Consider the following 15,233-nt stretch of genomic DNA (forward strand, 5'->3'; position numbering starts at 1 on the left):
TCGTTTGAAAAAAAACTTCCTATTTAATATTGAGTGATGTGATCTCTTTATATTCTATCAATGAGGGATTTATATCTCAAACAAATAGCTTACTGAGCCCTTTCGCCCGCTCTTTGATTCTTTTTTTAAAAGAAAATGTATAAATTCTCAAGCAGATAACTGTCTGGAGCCACCTCGAGGTGAGGCACCCAGGATGGGGGTCATGCAGACGTTGCCACAGGACAGGTAAGCTGTGGCAACGTCTGCATGACCGAAAGCTGTAGCTTTTGGCAGGACGTGGCGTTCTTAGTCTGCGTTCCTTCATGGGCAAGGCGCTTGCGCTTTTCTTATAGTATGGATTAAGCACATGCCGTCAATCCGAAACATTCACAGAAAAGGATATGAAAAAGCCGCCCGGTAAATTCGGGCGGCGGAAATTAGCCTTAAGCCATAAAGGAAGAGGTCACTTTCTTTATGTAATTCAGTGTTTCTCTAAAAGGGGGGACTCCCCCGTATTTATCTACATTTCCAGGTCCGGCATTATAGGCAGCCAGTGCAAGTTCAACATTTTCCCCATACCTGTCCATCATTTGCCGTAAATATTTGACTCCTGCAAAAATGTTCTCTTCAGGGTCGAAGATATTTTCAACGCCAAGCCCCTTGGCTGTATCGGGCATCAGCTGCATAAGCCCGGAAGCACCTGCATGGCTGACTGCATTCGGATTAAAATTTGATTCCTGTTTAATGACTGACTTAATCAGGTTAACAGGTACATTAAACAAATCTGAGGCTTTTTGAATCAAATCATCAAAATCACTTTTGGAAGTTTCGGCAAATTTGGTTAGTTTAAGGGGTGGAAGAGCTGCAGTTGCAAGGGAATCTGTTTGTAAAGAACTAATATAAGGTTCCAGAGACGCAATTGCTCCTAGTCCTCCTGTGACTTGATGTGATGAACCGGGACTTTCCGTAACTAACCCGGCCAATAGCTCTTGAAACAGAGGGTTTGAAGTATTCGTTTGCGTAGAACTATTAAAACCTTGCAGTGCCTGCAGCTCCATTAATATTTTTAACTGATTTACGTTCATTAGTATTGCTCCTTGGCAAAAGGTGTACTTCTGTTAATCCTTTTGCTGTCTGTATTTTTCGTTATAAAACCTCTTAATTTTATTTTCGGTCTTCCTGACAGGAATGTTAAGCTGTTTGAGCAAATTAAGAAATGTCAATTCACCTTCATTCCTGTTATCCACTTCATATTCTAACTCAAAATCTTCCTTATTTAAATATCGGCTGTGATCAAGAACAGCCAATCCTTTCATGTATTCCTTTTCGGCACGTTTTGTTGCGAGAGTGCCAAAGTATTGAAGTTTATCTGTCTCTATGCCCAGCTCTTTTATGGATCTTATTATCAGCTCAGCCGGGATTTTCCCAGTCCGGATCATCTCTGCAGCTTCGGACTCAGTAAGATTCTCATTGGTTTCCAATAGCCCTTCAGGGTGAGGCTGTTTAAGAGTCAATTCAAATGAGCCGTTTTTCTCCCTAATCCTTAAGGCACTTCCTTTAGCCTTCAATAAAAAATCCGGTGTATCGAAGTAATGATTCTCCTGTTCGGAAAAATCCTCGCTTCTTATATTAAAAAAATCTATTAATGAGGAAAATTCTTCTCTGTTGACCATGTTTTTAAATTCAATTTCAATATTTTTGTTAGACAAGCCACTACACCTCAGCTATAAGTAATTTCCTGTATTATCTCCTTAATCAGCATGGACTTCAATCTTTGAAGTTTTTTTTATTATTGTGATAAAGTCATCAGGGGAGTTTGCATGTTTAACTGAACTTTCGGGGTGCAGGACTGTGGGCAGTGAAAATTGAATCAGGGGTTTTACTGTCCATAAAATCTGCGATAGAATAGGTAGTGACAATGGAGGTAGAAAAATGAAACAGAAACTTACAGTTGTAAATGCAGAATGGATTGAAAATGAATTAATTTTGGGGATAGAAGCTGGAACAGTCTCAGGCTTAACTGCCATGCAGCAAATATTGGCTGATTCCGACAACCTTTCATTTATTTACATAGCAGAACAAAATGATGATTATACATATATATCGCTTCCGGAAATAGTCTGGCCGGAACTAAAAAAGGCACTGGATGGCCAGATGCGTGTATTTGCTTCAGATCGTAATCATGCTCGCATTGAACTGGCAGGCTTTCATGAGGAATTAGGAGATTTAGTAGAAAATATCCGTGGGAACAGCAATTATGGAAATGAAATGGTAGAAAAAGTAGAGAACTTATTTTAATTAAATGTTTCAATAACGAAAAACTTGGATAAAGAGATAGGCTGTGTTACCCCCTCTCGAAGTCGGGGGTGAACGAGGCGCTTGCGCTTTTCTAACTTCGGATATTTGGTGGTGTTGCAGGTGAAGCATTGGGATTTATTTTTGGCGCCATATAAACAGGCCGTCGAAGAATTAAAAATAAAGCTAAAAGGCATGAGAAGCCAATTTGAAATGGATTCTACTCATTCCCCGATTGAATTTGTTACTGGGAGGGTAAAGCCTATTGCAAGCATTCTTGATAAGGCAAACCAAAAAGGCATTCCTCTCGACAAATTGGAATCTGAAATGCAGGATATTGCCGGTGTTAGAATGATGTGCCAATTTGTAGATGATATTAAGAGAGTGGTTGAACTATTAAGACAAAGAAATGATTTTGAAATAGTTGAAGAAAGAGATTACATATCTCATAAAAAAGCAAGCGGTTACCGCTCTTACCATGTCGTGATCCGATATCCTGTTCAGACAATAAAAGGAGAGAAGAAAATCCTGGCAGAGATTCAAATTAGAACGCTTGCCATGAATTTCTGGGCCACGGTTGAACATTCCTTAAATTATAAATATAAGGGCCAATTCCCTGAAGATATCCAGATGAGGCTCCAGAGAGCGGCAGAGGCTGCTTTCAGGCTTGATGAAGAAATGTCACTCATTCGCGGTGAGATTCAGGATGCCCAGGCATTCTTTACAAGGAAAAAGGAAAAACAGCAAAAGGGAGAAAACTAACGTATAAAAGAGGAGCTTGGATAAGATGAAATTTGCCATTACCTCAAAAGGAGATTCAAAATCTAATACACTCATGCACAAAATGAGAACCTATTTATTGGACTTCGAGCTTACATATGATGAAGAAGAGCCTGATATAGTCATATCGGTAGGCGGGGATGGCACCTTGCTTTATGCCTTTCACCGATACAGCAGCCGTCTGGACAAGACCGCGTTTGTGGGTATACATACAGGGCATCTCGGGTTTTATGCAGACTGGGTTCCGGAGGAAATCGAAAAGCTTGTAATTGCAATTGCCAAAACCCCGTATCAGGTGATTGAATATCCGCTCCTGGAAGTGATTATCCGCTACCAGCATGGAGGCAAAGAAACCCGTTATCTTGCATTGAATGAATCGACAGTCAAAGCGGTGGAAGGTACATTAGTAATGGATGTGGAAATACGCGGCCAGCATTTTGAACGGTTCCGGGGAGATGGTCTTTGTGTTTCTACTCCATCAGGGAGTACAGCTTATAATAAGGCGCTGGGGGGTGCCATTCTGCATCCTTCCTTGCCTGCCATCCAGCTTGCTGAAATGGCTTCCATTAATAACAAGGTATTCCGTACAGTGGGCTCTCCGCTCGTACTGCCGGCACACCATACATGCATGCTAAAGCCTGTGAACGAGCCGGATTTTCAAATTACTATTGATCATTTGACTCTTCTTCATAAAGATGTAAAATCAATACAATTCAGAGTGGCGGATGAAAAAATCCGTTTTGCCAGGTTCAGGCCATTCCCATTCTGGAAAAGGGTACACGATTCCTTTGTTGCTGATTGAAAAAGAAACCCTGCAGTATTTAGAATCGCTTATTTTAATAAGCCCGTTACTTCTAACAGAACAGGAGCCTATAGCTCATGGCGCGTTTTGAATTACAATGGAAAATTACTGCCCCGCAGGCGGGCTCGTTAATCAGGGGATTTTTAAAAGAAAATGATATTTCTAAAACTGCACTCACTGACATAAAATTTGCTGGGGGCTTCATTAAAGTGAACAATCAGGAAGTCAATGTCCGCTATGAGCTAAAGGAAGGAGATATTCTTCAGGTTGGTTTCCCTGAAGAAGTTCCCAGTAAAGGTATGAAGGGGGAAGACTTGCCCCTTGATATTCTTTATGAAGATGCTTATCTTCTTATAGTAAATAAACCGGCAGGTGTGAGTACCATTCCTTCCAGAGAACATCCTTCGGGAAGTTTGGCTAATCGGCTGATTGGATACTATCAGCGAATAGGCTTAAAGTCTGCTTCGCATATCGTGACTCGACTCGATCGGGATACTTCTGGCTTGGTTTTAATTGCGAAACACAGGCACGTGCATCATTTGTTTAGCCAGCAGCAGCGCTTCCGTAAAATCCAGCGGACGTATGAAGCCTTTGCAGAAGGGACAATCAGCCGGGATGCGGGTACTATAGAACAGCCGATTGCGAGAAAAAAAGACAGTATTATTGAGCGGGAAGTTAGTGAGGCAGGTCAATATGCATGTACTCATTATCAGGTAATCAGCCGGCGCAAAGAATTTACACATGTAAAATTAAAGCTTGAAACTGGCAGAACTCATCAGATCAGAGTCCATTTGGCATGGCTTGGTTATCCTCTTGCAGGTGATGAATTGTATGGAGGCACAAGACAGTTAATCAGGAGGCAGGCACTGCACTGCTGCAGCCTTTCCTTCTATCATCCCTTTCTGCACAGAACCCTCATGTTTGAACAGGAGCTCCCAGAAGATATGAATTGTCTATTGTAAAAGCCGGCATTTGCCGGCTTTTTGGATTAAATCTTCCTAAACTTCTCTTCTGCATAAGGCATGCCTGATTGGACAGACATTAATTCCATTTCCGGATATCTAATTGCGGTTAATTTATTTCCAAAAACAGCACCTGTATCAATATTATAGGTGTTATTGATTTTCCTGACTTCCTTTACAGGAGTATGCCCATAGACGACCGCTGGCTTACCCTCATACTGTTTAGCCCAATCCCGTCTCACGGGGGTCCCGTCAGGATTTTTTTCTCCAGTTATATCTCCGTAAAGAACAAAGGTTTTAACTTTGGATGAATGCTTCCCAATGTAGCTTTCCTTAATTCCAGCATGGGCGATTACCAGTTTATTGTTGTCAAGTACATGGTATAGCGGTGCGCTTTCATATAATTCCATAAATTTACGTTTAATTTCCATCTGTGATTGCGGGTCCAGCCGCTCGTATTCAGCTGCTGTGGTTTCCAGGCCATGTGTAATTTGAACTTTATTCCCTAGAAAGTAGCGGTATAGTTTATTGCAATGATTGCCCGGGACATAGTACGACAGGTCATTTGCGGCAAGGTTATATACTGCTTCGACGACTGCCAGAGATTCTGGTCCTCTGTCTGTTAAGTCTCCAACAAAGGCGAGTTTTCTATTACTAGTGTGGACAGGAAATCCCCTCTTCCAACTATAGCCCATTTTCAAAGTCAGTTCTTTAAATTCAGCAAAGCAGCCGTGAATATCACCAATAATATCAAGTCTCATATATAGGCTCCTTTAATAGTTCTACTGTTATGATATCAATTTTCATAATATTTATCATGACGTTTATTTTCAGCCTGCAGAGAAAGCTTTAACGGTTTTAAGTTTAAGGAATGGGAAAATTAAAATTATGAAAAGTTCATAACCGTTCATTTGAAGTTATGAATGTTCAGAGACGACAAAAAAACAAAGATTTGCTAGTATAGTGAAGTACGTTTTCCTGTGACGTTTTTTAACGGGCAAGAAGCTCGTGGTTCGTGTTTAACAAAAATACCGCTGGCAATATCAGTTCCACAGCAAGAATGAAATTGTTCCCATTTATCTCAGGTCCCTATGCTGGGGATGAATTTCAGAAGGATGATTTCATTGTATGAGAGGAGGTAATCTCTATGGAAGATCACACAGTGGAAAGGACAGATTCCCACATCAATACCAGCCTTTTAATCCAATCTTTACAAAATGAAGAAATTGATATCTTCAGGAATGAATTTCTTGATATGCACCCTTATGATCAGGCTTCATTTTTTAAAGATCTGGATGAGGAAATCCGGGCGAAAATTTATCTTTATCTCTCTCCGGAAGAAATGGCAGCTCTATTTGAAAATCTGGAGATTGAGGAAGAAGATTATAAAGATGTCCTTGCTGAGATGAACCCCCACTATGCGGCGGATATGCTTTCAGAAATGTATGCCGATGATGCGGTTGATGTTTTAAATGAACTGGATAAAGACCAGGTTGTCAGCTATTTGACAATTATGGATGATGAATCGGCAAAAGAAATTAAGGATTTGCTTCATTACGAAGAATATACAGCAGGAAGTATCATGACGACGGAATTTGTCTCACTGTCAGCCAATCAGACGGTTCGTTCTGCTATGTATATCCTGAAAAATGAAGCGCCAAGAGCGGAAACCATTTATTATGTGTACGTTGTAAATGACGAAAAAAAACTTATTGGCGTTATTTCATTGAGGGATTTAATAGTAAGTGATGATGATACGATGATTTCGGAAATTACAAATGACAGGGTAGTTTCCGTATCAGTTGGCGAAGATCAGGAAGAAGTCGCAAGAAAAATTAAGGACTATAACTTCCTCGCCGTACCGGTTGTGGATTTTCAAAACCATTTGCTGGGTATTATTACAGTTGATGATGTCATGGATGTCATGGAAGAAGAAGCATCTGATGATTATTCCAAATTGGCTGCTGTATCGGATATGGATCATATTGACAGGAATCCAGTTTCTGCAGCGCGTAAACGGCTCCCCTGGCTTATCATCCTGCTGTTTTTGGGTATGTTAACTGCAAGCCTTATCGGAAGATTTGAGGATACCCTGGATAAGGTTGCCATTCTGGCTGTTTTCATTCCTCTTATTGCAGGGATGGCAGGAAATACAGGGACTCAGGCATTGGCTGTTGCTGTCCGGGGTATTGCTACAGGTGACCTGGAGAAAGAAAATAAGTGGAAACTGGTGATAAGGGAAGCCGGGACTGGGTTAATTAATGGCGGAATTTGCGGCGTTCTTGTAACTTTCATTGTTTACTTCTGGAAAGGAAATTTCTTTCTTGGTGTTTTAGTTGGCGTTTCAATTTTGTTTACGTTGATAGTCGCCACCCTTGCCGGTGCGCTGATCCCATTGCTAATGCACAGGATGAAAATTGACCCGGCTGTAGCCTCAGGTCCATTTATTACAACTATTAATGATCTAATCAGTATTTTAATTTATTTTGGAATGGCGACATTATTTATGAGCTACTTAACAGGTTAAGGGGGTTATGTTATGGAACATGGAGCATCGGTAGCTTCGCTGGTCATTGTGATATTGGCTGCTTTTATCACGCCCATTTTGCTGCACCGGCTGAAAATTAATTTCATCCCTGTAGTGGTGGCAGAGATTCTTATAGGTTTGATTATCGGTAAAAGCGGCTTTGATATCGTGCATGAGGATATGTGGCTGGAAACTCTTTCGACTCTTGGATTTATATTTCTAATGTTCTTGAGCGGTCTGGAAATTGACTTTACAGCTTTCTCTTCGGCAAAGAAGAGAGTAAAGCTCCCAAGCGGGAAGCTTGAGCCAAACTCTTTTGCTGTGTCTTCTATTGTATTTATAGGAATATTTTTGGTTTCATTAGGCCTATCGTATTTATTTGTCTGGGCAGGATTCATTGATAATGCCTTTTTAATGACATTAATTATTTCGACCATTTCTCTGGGAGTAGTGGTTCCAACACTTAAGGAAGCCCATTTAATGAAAACAGGCATCGGCCAAATCATTCTGCTGATTGCCGTTATTGCTGATTTGGCTACGATGATTCTTCTGGCTGTGTTTGTTTCTTTAAATGACACAGGCGGAGGGAATACCTGGCTGCTTCTCGTCCTATTTGGCGTAGGAGTACTGCTGTATTTCCTAGGCAGAAGGTTCAAAAACCTTAATTTTCTTGAAGCGATGTCTACTGGGACTGTTCAGATTGGAACAAGAGCAGTATTTGCACTGATCATTTTCCTGGTGGCGTTATCAGAAACAGTTGGGGCAGAGAATATATTAGGTGCTTTCCTGGCCGGAGTCCTCGTATCATTGCTGGCGCCAAATCAGGAAATGATCCATAAACTGGATTCCTTTGGATATGGATTCCTCATCCCTATTTTCTTTGTGATGGTAGGGGTGGATCTCGACGTATGGACATTGTTTGGAGATCCTAAATTGCTAATGCTTATTCCATTGCTGCTGATTGCACTGCTGCTTTCAAAACTTTTACCAATCTATATTTTAAAAAGATGGTATGACATTAAAACTGTTATTGCTTCAGGGTTTTTATTAACGTCAACTCTTTCCCTTGTTATTGCTGCAGCAACTATTGGTGAAAGAATGGATGTCATTACCGCCGAAATGAGCGGAACCTTGATTTTAGTCGCTGTCATAACGAGTATATTTACTCCTGTGGTCTTTAAAAAGCTATTCCCTATGGAAACGGCCGAAGAGAAAAAGCTAAAAGTATCGTTCATTGGTGCTAATCAAATGACGATGCCGATCTATAATGAACTTAAATCATCCCTTTACGAACCAGCTTTGTATCATAAAAAGCAGGAAAAGGCGGAAAAGCAGATAGCTGATTCTTTGTTTGATATCATTGAAATTGATGAATTTGATATTGAAAATTTTGAAGGTACAGAAGCAGTTGAGTCAGATATTGTAGTAATCTCGACAGGGGATGAAGAGACAAATGCCACATTATCTATTGCTTTTAAAGAAAAAGGAGTGGATCGTGTCATTTGCCGGATGGAAAGCCCTGATATGGAAGAAACATTACGGGAACATGATATTGAGCTGTTTTCAACCATTCTTTCGTCTAAGGCGCTGCTTCGTGCTTTAATCGAATCACCAAGTGTGGTAAACATTTTAACGAACCAGGAAACAGCTTTATACGAGATCCGATTAAAGAATGAGCAGTTTGAAGGCATGATGCTTCGGCGATTCCCGTTTACAGGGGATGTAATATTCGTACGTATATTTAGAGGAAAGGATTCTATTGTTCCGCACGGGGATACTGAACTGCATGTTAATGACCGGCTGATTGTTACGGGATCTAAGGAGTACGTTGATGAATTAAAAAGGGAACTTGAATTTTGTGAATGGTGTTAGGGCTCTCCGGCATCTTTCTTGCCGAAAAAGTTCTGCTTTAATAGCAGGATTTTTTCGGCTTTTCTTTTCAGGTAAATTGATGTACAATTAGTACTAGGTACTAATAACATGTAATAATAAATCAGGAGGATTTTAAAATGACTCTTTCACTAAATGGCAAAACATTCGTTGTAATGGGTGTGGCAAATAAAAGAAGTATTGCATGGGGAATTGCCAAATCCCTTCATGATGCTGGTGCCCGTTTAATTTTTACATATGCGGGAGAAAGACTTGAGAAAAGTGTGCGTGAACTGGCTGAATCATTGGAGGATGCACATTCATTAGTTCTTCCTTGTGATGTAACAAGTGATGAAGACATCGCGAAATGCTTTGGCACGATTAAGGAGGAAGCTGGTGTAATTCATGGAATTGCCCACTGCATCGCCTTTGCCCATAAAGAAGAACTTCAGGGAGAATATATGAACACCACAAGAGACGGGTTTCTTTTAGCTCACAATATCAGCTCTTATTCATTGACTGCCGTTGCCAAGGAAGCAAAAGGCTTAATGACAGAAGGCGGAAGCATTGTGACTCTCACATACCTTGGCGGTGAAAAGGTTGTGAAAAATTATAATGTTATGGGTGTAGCAAAAGCCTCCCTTGACGCAAGTGTCAAATATTTGGCAAACGACCTCGGTAAAGATGGAATTCGGGTCAATTCCATTTCAGCAGGTCCAATCAGGACTCTTTCTGCAAAAGGAATCAGCGAGTTCAATTCTATCCTGAAAGAAATTGAAGAACGGGCTCCTCTACGTAAAACAACAACACCGGAAGAAGTAGGGGATACAGCTTTATTCTTATTCAGCAGCCTGTCCCGAGGAATAACGGGTGAAAATATTCACGTAGATTCCGGTTATCATATTCTGTAATAGAAATTGCCTGCTCCAATGTGAGCGGGCTTTTTTTATTTCCATCAGAAACGAAAGCCCATCTTCTGCATACATATAATACGACGAACAATAAGATTAGCGGAGGTGGGCAAAAAATGGCTGAGAAAAAAGTGAAGGAACCATTATTTTATATACAGCAGCCGAGTTTTCAATTTCCAGAAACCAGGATGCAAACAGTCTACTCCAGCAGAAAAGCAGAGCTGGATCGTAAACTGGAACAAAAAGAAAGTGTACCGGAACCCGCAGACAAAATAAATGAACAGGCGATGCCCGAAGAAAAGAACGAAAATATGACCGAAATAAAGGTGAAGGAAGCTATTGAAGAATTCGAAGCAGGCAGGGAAGAGAAAAAAGAAAGTGCATCCTTTGCGTTTACGTCGGAAAAAAGAAAGCCGGCTTTCAATCGTGTAAAAAGCTTTAAGGAAATGGACACTCTTGAGCGACTGGATTACTTAATTGATTTTCCTAAACAGCTTCCGCCTATACCCTGTATATTTGAAACCGGCGAGAAGGCAATAAGGGGATTTCTGGTTTCAAAAAATGAAGAATGGATCGAGATTAAGTTGTTCGATGATACAATTGAGCAATTAAATCTTCAATCTTTAAATACAGTTAAAATGATTGGACTAAGAAGGTAAAACTAAACTCTGGGGGAAATCGGCCAAAAAAATAGCCAGCCGAATGGTCGGCTGGCTGCATTTAATTAGTCTTCACAGATATCCAGGTCAACATCTGCAATACATTGAACAGCGCAGAAACATGTTAAATCAACGGTAACACAGTCATTTGTACTGCGGAAGTAGTCAACTTCGCAAACCTTTCTTAAGTCGATGCAGCAGTCATCTGCAAGGTTTACTGTCTTGTCAGGGCCTTCTTTTCTGTTAACCGGCTCCAGTACACGAAGCACCGCGCAGCAGTTATCGAATACTTCTTCTACTCTAAAAAAGATCGAAACACATGCACAGTCATTTCCTGTAAAGAATGCATGGAATGGTGAACCGTCCGCAGTTTTTAGTGTGAATACGCGTGTATCCGGACGCTTATGGCGCTTTCTGTTTGAAGGTGATATCGCTCCAAGCGGCTCCAGGAAACAGTTTGAAGGGCATTCGCACACATCTTCTGCGTTATCTTGAATATCTTTTATAGCACGAACTACTTCACATACACAGCTTTTGCCTTTGAAGTCGTCTTTTTTTCCACAACCCATTTTTGTTTTCCTCCTTGTTTGTTTCTTGTGGTCTACACTACTAACATATTGCCGAAGTGCCCTATGGGTTACGGACAAACGCCTTGTTTTTTGAAAAAATAGGCTATTTTTTTACATTGGAGGTGAAAAAAATGGACATAACACCTATGGAACTGCTGATTTTTGCTCTTGCAAGCTTCAGGCTGACCAGACTGATTGTATTTGATAAAATAACCGAGTTTTTGCGCAAGCCTTTTTTGGAAGAGGTTGAAGAAAAGGATGAAAACGGCGAAATTGAAGTTTTTTTGGTTGTGAAAGATGGAAAATTGCGAGGTTTCTTGGGAGAACTTTTAAGCTGTTACTGGTGTACTGGTGTGTGGAGTGCGGTTTTTTTATATTTGTTATATTACTTCTATGCATCATTGGCAACTCCGGTGCTGCTGATTTTAGCAGTTGCCGGACTTGCAGCTATTATAGAATCTCTGGTGCAAAAATTAATTAATTAATTTGCTTATAGCTATTTGTTCCAGCATGTGGGCGTTTGTTTTACACAAGCTTTGAGGCTCAGCATAAATTAAAAAGAGGAAAATTATTGTTAATGGAGGGCCTCAATGATGTTAAAGAATCATAAGGATCAGCACGCGGAAAAAACACAGCCGGTCAGCAAGAAAAAGAAAAAGGGGTGCGGCTGCGGAAAAAAAACGAAGAAAGCTCAATAGCCGGAGGTCCCGGCTTTTTTTATTGTTTTCTTCTGGGAAAAATAGGATGGGAAGTAATATTCATAAATCCAAAACTATTCGAGGACAATATAATTAAAGATTCTACATAGGAAGGGACTATTATGAAAAAACTTTTATCGTTTATTGCATTTTCACTGATCTTATTATCAGGCTGCAGCGGAGATGGAAAGGTGACGGAGAGCGACCTTGCGCTGCTCAAAACGACTAATCCCCCTGCTGTATTAATTGATAAAAATACAAAGGGAAATTTGGATTTAGTTGAAAACATTGAACATGACGTCGAAAAAATGAAAGAACTTTATGATGTTGCAGTGGTAAAGAGCAATGGGGATACTCTAGTTGCTTACAAAGTGAAGCATTTGCAGCGATTCCACATGAAAAAAATTGAAAAGAAAATGACAAAAATGCTTGAGGAGAAATACCCTGATGAGAACTTCATTGTTTCAAGCGATTATAAAATCTTTATTGAGGCAGTAGAACTCCAGGAAAAAATGAAAGATCCCAATTTTACAGACAAAAAGGCTAAAAAGAAACTTGATAAAATCATAAAGCTTAAAAATGAAATGACATAGGAAGGGAGCAGGGGCATGAGTAAAAAAACAAAAACACCGGAACAGCAGCAATATGAGAAGCTCGAGCAAAAGCATGAGCTGAAGCGCCCAGTCCTGAAAAATTGCATTCGTGCTTTCTGGGTGGGAGGTCTCATCTGTGTTGTTGGACAGGCAATAACTTATTTTTATATCTACTTTTTTAACTTTACCGAACAGACAGCCGGAAATCCAACTGTTGCTACCATGATCTTTATCTCCATGCTGCTGACAGGTTTTGGCGTTTATGACCGTTTGGGGCAGTTCGGCGGAGCAGGCAGTGCAGTTCCTGTAACGGGATTTGGAAATGCTGTAATTTCAGCTGCTATTGAGCATCGAACGGAAGGCTTTGTCCTGGGTGTAGGGGGAAACATGTTCAAGCTTGCAGGGTCGGTTATTCTTTTTGGTGTGTTTTCGGCTTTCGTCGTGGCCCTAATTAAAACGCTATTAATTATTTGGGGGGTTATTTAATGCTAAAGGGAAAACAATCCTGGGTCTTTCAAAACCGTCCGGTAATTGCAGCTGCAGGTGTTTCCGGCGGGCCATTTGAGGCAAACGGCAATCTGTCAGAGGATTTTGATGTTCTGCATGATGATTTGTGGATGGGTGAAGACTCTTATGAGAAAGCACATCGGATCCTTTTGGAAGAGGCGGGACAGACTGCCTTAAATAAGGCAAATGTCCAAAAGGAGGATGTACAATTTTATATTGCCGGGGATTTAATCAATCAGATAACACCTTCAAGTTTAAGTGCAAGAACGATACAAATCCCATATTTCGGGGTTTTCGGAGCTTGTTCAACTTCAATGGAAGGACTTGCGCTGGCATCCTTCATTGTTAATTACCGTGGTGCTGATCACGTTTTGACAGGAGCTTCCAGCCATAATGCGGCTGTTGAAAAACAATTCAGATACCCGACAGAATACGGAGGCCAAAAGCCTCCAACAGCACAGTGGACAGTAACTGGTGCAGGTGCGGCACTGGTCTCAGCAAACGCAGCTGGTTCGAATTTGCCGGTTACCACTTCTGCTACAATCGGCAAAGTAATCGACATGGGTTTGACAGATCCTTTTAATATGGGAGGAGCTATGGCGCCGGCAGCAGCAGATACCATTACTGCACACTTCAAAGACATGCAGCTGGATCCATCTCATTACGATCTGATTGTCACAGGGGATCTTGGGAGAATTGGCCAGGAAACAGCTTATGAACTGCTCAAAAATAATGGATTGAACATAGATAGAGAGAAATTTAAAGATTGCGGATTAATGATTTATAAAGATGATCAGCCAGTCCAGTCTGGAGGAAGCGGCGCAGGGTGCTCGGCTGCTGTTTTGTACGGACACCTTTTGAATCAAATGAAACAAGGGACTTACAAGAGAATCCTTGTTGTCGCGACGGGCGCTTTATTATCACCATTGACATTCCAGCAGAGTGAAAGCATCCCCTGTATTGCACATGCAGTTTCAATCGAAATGACTTAAAGAGGATGTTAAAAGGAGGAATATTTGTATGCTGCCTATGTTTTTTTGGGCTTTTGTAATTGGAGGCCTATTTTGCGTATTTGGACAAATATTATTTGATGTTTTTAAGTTAACACCTGGCCATACATTAAGTCTTTTGGTTGTATTGGGAGCTGTTCTTGATGGTGTTGGCCTTTATGAACCGCTTGCGGACTTTGCGGGGGCCGGAGCGACAATCCCTATAACAAGCTTTGGCAATTCCCTCGTCCATGGAGCCCTTCAGGAAGCTGATCAGCACGGGCTTGTCGGCGTATTGACCGGAATGTTCGAAGTAACCAGCTCCGGTATTTCAGCTGCGATAATTTTCGGTTTTATCGGTGCACTAATTTTCAAGCCAAAAGGGTAAATGATATGGTAAATACACAAGAATGCCTTCAAGTTATTTAAAAACAAGCCTCTTATTTCAATCTGACTGAATAAACCAAGCCTGCCTTGGGAGCTTGCCCATACCCCTGCTTTATTTTCACATATGTTATAGGAAGAAATCCAAGTGAGGTGAGAGGCATGGGCTATGGCTATGGAGGCTGCGGATATGGCGGGGGCTATGGGAATACGTTTGTTCTAATCGTCGTCCTATTCATTTTACTCATTATCGTCGGCGCAAGTTTCTACAATTAGATTCACAAAGGCTGACTCAGAACCGGCAGCAGGTTTTGTGTTGGCTTTTTTGCGTATCAGTACATAAATTTTTAATACATTTCACGTTTTTCGCCCACCTTCATAAGATATAAAGGAGTAAATGAAGGAGCGTGATTGAGCAGGATGGATAACAACTTTTTTAAAAACCTTGAAAAGAAAACAGGCGTAAATATGAAGGATGTATTGGAACTGGCCGGCTCATTGCAGAATGCAAATTTTAAAGATGAAAAAACAGTACGAAATGTAATCAAAAGAGTTTCGCAAATTGCTAATAAACCCGTTTCCAAGGATATGGAAGATAAGATTGTGAAATCGATTGTTGCTGATGGAAAGCAGCTTGACTTTAATACAATTTCCCAGATGATGAATAAAAAATAACAGAAGGACCTGGCCGGGTTGCAGCCAGGTCTTC

At 40.9% G+C, this 15,233-nt stretch carries 19 protein-coding genes; 15 read left to right on the forward strand and 4 right to left on the reverse strand.

Features of this window, described 5'->3' with window-relative positions; translation table 11 throughout:
* Positions 1 to 422: 422 nt before the first annotated feature.
* The gene (locus A361_RS07605; RefSeq protein ID WP_019381493.1) at positions 423 to 1,064 is read right to left on the reverse strand and encodes a lytic transglycosylase domain-containing protein; all 642 of its coding nucleotides are present in this window, start codon (positions 1,062 to 1,064) and stop codon (positions 423 to 425) included.
* Between the two features lie 33 nt (positions 1,065 to 1,097).
* Positions 1,098 to 1,688 carry a CYTH domain-containing protein gene (locus A361_RS07610; RefSeq protein ID WP_009331197.1) on the reverse strand — a complete coding sequence of 197 codons (591 nt, stop codon included), beginning with the start codon at positions 1,686 to 1,688 and terminating at the stop codon, positions 1,098 to 1,100.
* A gap of 223 nt (positions 1,689 to 1,911) precedes the next feature.
* Between A361_RS07610 and A361_RS07615 the strand changes: the two genes are divergently transcribed.
* The 4 genes from A361_RS07615 (at position 1,912) to A361_RS07630 (ending at position 4,818) form a co-directional block, all read left to right on the forward strand.
* Positions 1,912 to 2,277 carry a hypothetical protein gene (locus A361_RS07615; protein ID WP_009331196.1) on the forward strand — a complete coding sequence of 122 codons (366 nt, stop codon included), beginning with the start codon at positions 1,912 to 1,914 and terminating at the stop codon, positions 2,275 to 2,277.
* 120 nt (positions 2,278 to 2,397) lie between these two features.
* On the forward strand, positions 2,398 to 3,036 hold the full coding sequence (locus A361_RS07620; RefSeq protein ID WP_009331195.1) for a GTP pyrophosphokinase: 639 nt from the start codon (positions 2,398 to 2,400) through the stop codon (positions 3,034 to 3,036).
* Between the two features lie 25 nt (positions 3,037 to 3,061).
* Entirely contained in the window at positions 3,062 to 3,856 is a 795-nt protein-coding gene (locus tag A361_RS07625) for an NAD kinase (protein ID WP_009331194.1), read from the forward strand.
* Positions 3,857 to 3,933: 77 nt separating this feature from the next.
* Positions 3,934 to 4,818, forward strand: coding sequence for an RluA family pseudouridine synthase (locus A361_RS07630; protein ID WP_019381494.1), 885 nt, complete (start codon positions 3,934 to 3,936; stop codon positions 4,816 to 4,818).
* A 26-nt stretch (positions 4,819 to 4,844) separates the two neighbouring features.
* On the opposite strand, the gene prpE is transcribed toward A361_RS07630, so the two are convergent.
* Entirely contained in the window at positions 4,845 to 5,579 is a 735-nt protein-coding gene (gene prpE, locus A361_RS07635) for a bis(5'-nucleosyl)-tetraphosphatase PrpE (RefSeq protein ID WP_019381495.1), read from the reverse strand.
* Between the two features lie 386 nt (positions 5,580 to 5,965).
* On the opposite strand from prpE, the gene mgtE reads away from it, so the two are divergent.
* The 4 genes from mgtE to A361_RS07655 all read left to right on the forward strand — a co-directional run bounded on the left by mgtE (position 5,966) and on the right by A361_RS07655 (position 10,784).
* Entirely contained in the window at positions 5,966 to 7,345 is a 1,380-nt protein-coding gene (gene mgtE, locus A361_RS07640; protein ID WP_019381496.1) for a magnesium transporter, read from the forward strand.
* Between the two features lie 12 nt (positions 7,346 to 7,357).
* Positions 7,358 to 9,217, forward strand: a complete 1,860-nt coding sequence (locus A361_RS07645; protein ID WP_019381497.1) for a monovalent cation:proton antiporter family protein — start codon at positions 7,358 to 7,360, stop codon at positions 9,215 to 9,217.
* 137 nt (positions 9,218 to 9,354) lie between these two features.
* Positions 9,355 to 10,125, forward strand: a complete 771-nt coding sequence (gene fabI, locus A361_RS07650) for an enoyl-ACP reductase FabI (RefSeq protein ID WP_019381498.1) — start codon at positions 9,355 to 9,357, stop codon at positions 10,123 to 10,125.
* Between the two features lie 116 nt (positions 10,126 to 10,241).
* Complete coding sequence (locus tag A361_RS07655; RefSeq protein WP_009331185.1) at positions 10,242 to 10,784, forward strand: CotO family spore coat protein; 543 nt, start codon at positions 10,242 to 10,244, stop codon at positions 10,782 to 10,784.
* A 65-nt stretch (positions 10,785 to 10,849) separates the two neighbouring features.
* Here A361_RS07655 and A361_RS07660 read toward each other — a convergent pair whose 3' ends face one another.
* On the reverse strand, positions 10,850 to 11,353 hold the full coding sequence (locus tag A361_RS07660) for a CotY/CotZ family spore coat protein (RefSeq protein WP_009331183.1): 504 nt from the start codon (positions 11,351 to 11,353) through the stop codon (positions 10,850 to 10,852).
* 131 nt (positions 11,354 to 11,484) lie between these two features.
* Here A361_RS07660 and A361_RS07665 point away from each other — a divergent pair, with 131 nt between their 5' ends.
* From A361_RS07665 to A361_RS07690, 7 genes are all read left to right on the forward strand, one after another.
* Positions 11,485 to 11,838: a DUF1360 domain-containing protein gene (locus A361_RS07665; protein ID WP_019381499.1), complete on the forward strand. Its 354-nt coding sequence runs from the start codon at positions 11,485 to 11,487 to the stop codon at positions 11,836 to 11,838.
* 335 nt (positions 11,839 to 12,173) lie between these two features.
* Positions 12,174 to 12,644: a YhcN/YlaJ family sporulation lipoprotein gene (locus A361_RS07670; protein ID WP_009331180.1), complete on the forward strand. Its 471-nt coding sequence runs from the start codon at positions 12,174 to 12,176 to the stop codon at positions 12,642 to 12,644.
* 15 nt (positions 12,645 to 12,659) lie between these two features.
* Positions 12,660 to 13,130, forward strand: coding sequence for a stage V sporulation protein AC (gene spoVAC / locus A361_RS07675; RefSeq protein ID WP_009331179.1), 471 nt, complete (start codon positions 12,660 to 12,662; stop codon positions 13,128 to 13,130).
* On the forward strand, positions 13,130 to 14,143 hold the full coding sequence (spoVAD, locus tag A361_RS07680) for a stage V sporulation protein AD (RefSeq protein WP_009331178.1): 1,014 nt from the start codon (positions 13,130 to 13,132) through the stop codon (positions 14,141 to 14,143). Before spoVAC ends, spoVAD begins: the two co-directional genes overlap by 1 nt.
* A gap of 28 nt (positions 14,144 to 14,171) precedes the next feature.
* Positions 14,172 to 14,528: a stage V sporulation protein AE gene (gene spoVAE, locus A361_RS07685; protein ID WP_009331177.1), complete on the forward strand. Its 357-nt coding sequence runs from the start codon at positions 14,172 to 14,174 to the stop codon at positions 14,526 to 14,528.
* Positions 14,529 to 14,686: 158 nt separating this feature from the next.
* Positions 14,687 to 14,800 (forward strand): YjcZ family sporulation protein, encoded by a 114-nt coding sequence (locus A361_RS29310; protein WP_019381501.1) that lies wholly within the window; start codon positions 14,687 to 14,689, stop codon positions 14,798 to 14,800.
* Between the two features lie 144 nt (positions 14,801 to 14,944).
* Positions 14,945 to 15,199: a stage VI sporulation protein F gene (locus A361_RS07690; RefSeq protein WP_009331176.1), complete on the forward strand. Its 255-nt coding sequence runs from the start codon at positions 14,945 to 14,947 to the stop codon at positions 15,197 to 15,199.
* The last annotated feature ends 34 nt before the right edge of the window (positions 15,200 to 15,233 follow it).

This window comes from Cytobacillus oceanisediminis 2691, assembly GCF_000294775.2.
In the GTDB taxonomy this organism is placed as follows: Bacteria; Bacillota; Bacilli; order Bacillales; family Cytobacillaceae; genus Cytobacillus; species Cytobacillus pseudoceanisediminis.

What these genes read in the sequence shown, in the direction of transcription:
- A361_RS07655 (WP_009331185.1), top strand. Translation starts at nt 10,242, where the DNA reads ATGGCTGAGAAAAAAGTGAAGGAACCATTATTTTATATACAGCAGCCG.
- mgtE (WP_019381496.1), top strand. Translation starts at nt 5,966, where the DNA reads ATGGAAGATCACACAGTGGAAAGGACAGATTCCCACATCAATACCAGC.
- spoVAD (WP_009331178.1), top strand. Translation starts at nt 13,130, where the DNA reads ATGCTAAAGGGAAAACAATCCTGGGTCTTTCAAAACCGTCCGGTAATT.
- A361_RS07615 (WP_009331196.1), top strand. Translation starts at nt 1,912, where the DNA reads ATGAAACAGAAACTTACAGTTGTAAATGCAGAATGGATTGAAAATGAA.
- fabI (WP_019381498.1), top strand. Translation starts at nt 9,355, where the DNA reads ATGACTCTTTCACTAAATGGCAAAACATTCGTTGTAATGGGTGTGGCA.
- spoVAE (WP_009331177.1), top strand. Translation starts at nt 14,172, where the DNA reads ATGCTGCCTATGTTTTTTTGGGCTTTTGTAATTGGAGGCCTATTTTGC.
- prpE (WP_019381495.1), bottom strand. Translation starts at nt 5,579, where the DNA reads ATGAGACTTGATATTATTGGTGATATTCACGGCTGCTTTGCTGAATTT.
- A361_RS07670 (WP_009331180.1), top strand. Translation starts at nt 12,174, where the DNA reads ATGAAAAAACTTTTATCGTTTATTGCATTTTCACTGATCTTATTATCA.
- A361_RS07690 (WP_009331176.1), top strand. Translation starts at nt 14,945, where the DNA reads ATGGATAACAACTTTTTTAAAAACCTTGAAAAGAAAACAGGCGTAAAT.
- A361_RS07605 (WP_019381493.1), bottom strand. Translation starts at nt 1,064, where the DNA reads ATGAACGTAAATCAGTTAAAAATATTAATGGAGCTGCAGGCACTGCAA.
- A361_RS07625 (WP_009331194.1), top strand. Translation starts at nt 3,062, where the DNA reads ATGAAATTTGCCATTACCTCAAAAGGAGATTCAAAATCTAATACACTC.
- A361_RS29310 (WP_019381501.1), top strand. Translation starts at nt 14,687, where the DNA reads ATGGGCTATGGCTATGGAGGCTGCGGATATGGCGGGGGCTATGGGAAT.
- A361_RS07660 (WP_009331183.1), bottom strand. Translation starts at nt 11,353, where the DNA reads ATGGGTTGTGGAAAAAAAGACGACTTCAAAGGCAAAAGCTGTGTATGT.
- spoVAC (WP_009331179.1), top strand. Translation starts at nt 12,660, where the DNA reads ATGAGTAAAAAAACAAAAACACCGGAACAGCAGCAATATGAGAAGCTC.
- A361_RS07630 (WP_019381494.1), top strand. Translation starts at nt 3,934, where the DNA reads ATGGCGCGTTTTGAATTACAATGGAAAATTACTGCCCCGCAGGCGGGC.
- A361_RS07645 (WP_019381497.1), top strand. Translation starts at nt 7,358, where the DNA reads ATGGAACATGGAGCATCGGTAGCTTCGCTGGTCATTGTGATATTGGCT.
- A361_RS07665 (WP_019381499.1), top strand. Translation starts at nt 11,485, where the DNA reads ATGGACATAACACCTATGGAACTGCTGATTTTTGCTCTTGCAAGCTTC.